Source organism: Rhodococcus sp. NPDC057014 (genome assembly GCF_042673295.1).
In the GTDB taxonomy this organism is placed as follows: domain Bacteria; phylum Actinomycetota; class Actinomycetes; order Mycobacteriales; family Mycobacteriaceae; genus Rhodococcus_F.
In genome coordinates this window covers 1-1483 of sequence record NZ_JBHUSF010000630.1, presented here as the reverse complement: position 1 = coordinate 1483, position 1483 = coordinate 1, and the positions used below count along the sequence as shown (strand labels likewise).

The 1483-nt window shown below is 64.6% G+C and carries 2 protein-coding genes; both read right to left on the bottom strand.

All coding sequences use genetic code 11. The features are described from left to right. On the bottom strand, window positions 1-131 hold a 131-nt coding region (locus tag ACFTZB_RS45585; protein ID WP_378442586.1), incomplete at its 3' end, for an SDR family NAD(P)-dependent oxidoreductase. 52 nt (window positions 132-183) lie between these two features. Continuing rightward, window positions 184-1374, bottom strand: coding sequence for an acyl-CoA dehydrogenase family protein (locus ACFTZB_RS45580; protein WP_378442584.1), 1191 nt, complete (start codon window positions 1372-1374; stop codon window positions 184-186). Window positions 1375-1483 lie beyond the last annotated feature (109 nt).

Here is a 1483-nt window from a genome sequence, read left to right as displayed (position 1 = left end):
GCCCGTTCGATGGACTGCTGCAGGTCCAGTCCGAACACGGTGGCTCCGGCGTCGGCGAGACGCTTGGCGGTGGCGGCACCGAGGCCCGAGGCGGCCCCGGTGACCAGTGCGGCGGTGTCGACAATGTTCACAGTGGTGTTTCTCCTGCTCGTAAGGTGTAGAAGGCGCTCTGGTGCGGGATGGTCATGCCGAACGAATGGGGTGTTTGCGGAGCTCGCGGGTAGCCAGAACCATGCGGTGAACTTCGTCGGCCCCGTCGATGAAACGCATGGTCCGGGCCTGCGCCCAGAGCATCGCCAGCGGGTGATCTTGCGTCATCCCACCGGCACCGTGAACTTGAACTGCCTTGTCGATGATCCAGCCGACCGCGTCGGGGGCGGCGACCTTGATCGCCGAAATCTCCGTTCGCGCCTCTCGTGCACCCACGGTGTCGATCAGCCATGCGGTGCGGAGCACGAAGAGCCGGAGTTGGTCGATCTTGACCCGAGACTCCGCTATCCAGTGCTGGATTACGCCCTGGTCGGCGAGGTGCTTACCGAAGGCAGTCCGATCATTCGCCCTGCGGCACATCAGCTCGAGTGCACGCTCAGCCATCCCGATCATGCGCATGCAGTGGTGAATCCGTCCGGGACCGAGTCGCGCCTGGGCGAGTGCCTGGCCACGCCCACGTGCGCCGAGCAGGTTCCCCTTGGGCACACGAACGTCGACGAACCGGACTTCCGCGTGCCCACCGTGGGCACCGTGGGTGAAGCCGAACATCGACAGACCCCGCACGAAGGTCACACCCGGGGTGTCCCGGGGCACGAGCACCAGACTGTGCCGCGATCGAGGATCCGCGCCCGGCTCGGATATGCCCATCACCACCAGAAGTCGACAGTCACTGCTCATGGCACCGGTCGACCACCATTTCCGGCCGTCGATCTTCCAGTGATCGCCCTCGTCGGTGACGGTCGTGGTCAGGTTCGACGGATCCGACGACGAGACGTCGGGCTCGGTCATGCAATACGCAGACCGGATGGTGCCGTCGAGCAAGGGCTCGAGCCACTGTTGCTGCTGCTCCTCGGTGCCGAACAGACTCAGCAACTCCATGTTGCCAGTGTCGGGGGGATTGCAGTTGAACGCTTCCGGCGCCACCTCCGGACTCCACCCCGTCAGTTCGGCGATCGGGGCGTACTGCAGGTTCGACAGTCCGGCACCGCGCGGATCGTGTGGGAGAAACAGATTCCACAGGCCCTGCGCCTTCGCTTCCTTCTTCAGGTCCGCCATGATCGCCGGCCGTTCCCACTGCAGGTCTCCGGCGGCAGGATTGTCGTGGAAGTGCTTTTCGGCGGGGAAGACGAACTCTTCCATGAACGCCGAGACCCGATCGCACATCTGCTGGGTGGTTGAGAGGGTGTCTCATGTGGGGAGTTTCTTGAAGCAGGTGAGTGCGGCGGCGAGGTGGAGGAAACCGGCGAAGTGTTCGCCGTGGCGCTCGTAGCGG

Coding starts and splice junctions, on each gene's coding strand:
- ACFTZB_RS45580 (WP_378442584.1), bottom strand. CDS start 1,374: ATGTGCGATCGGGTCTCGGCGTTCATGGAAGAGTTCGTCTTCCCCGCC.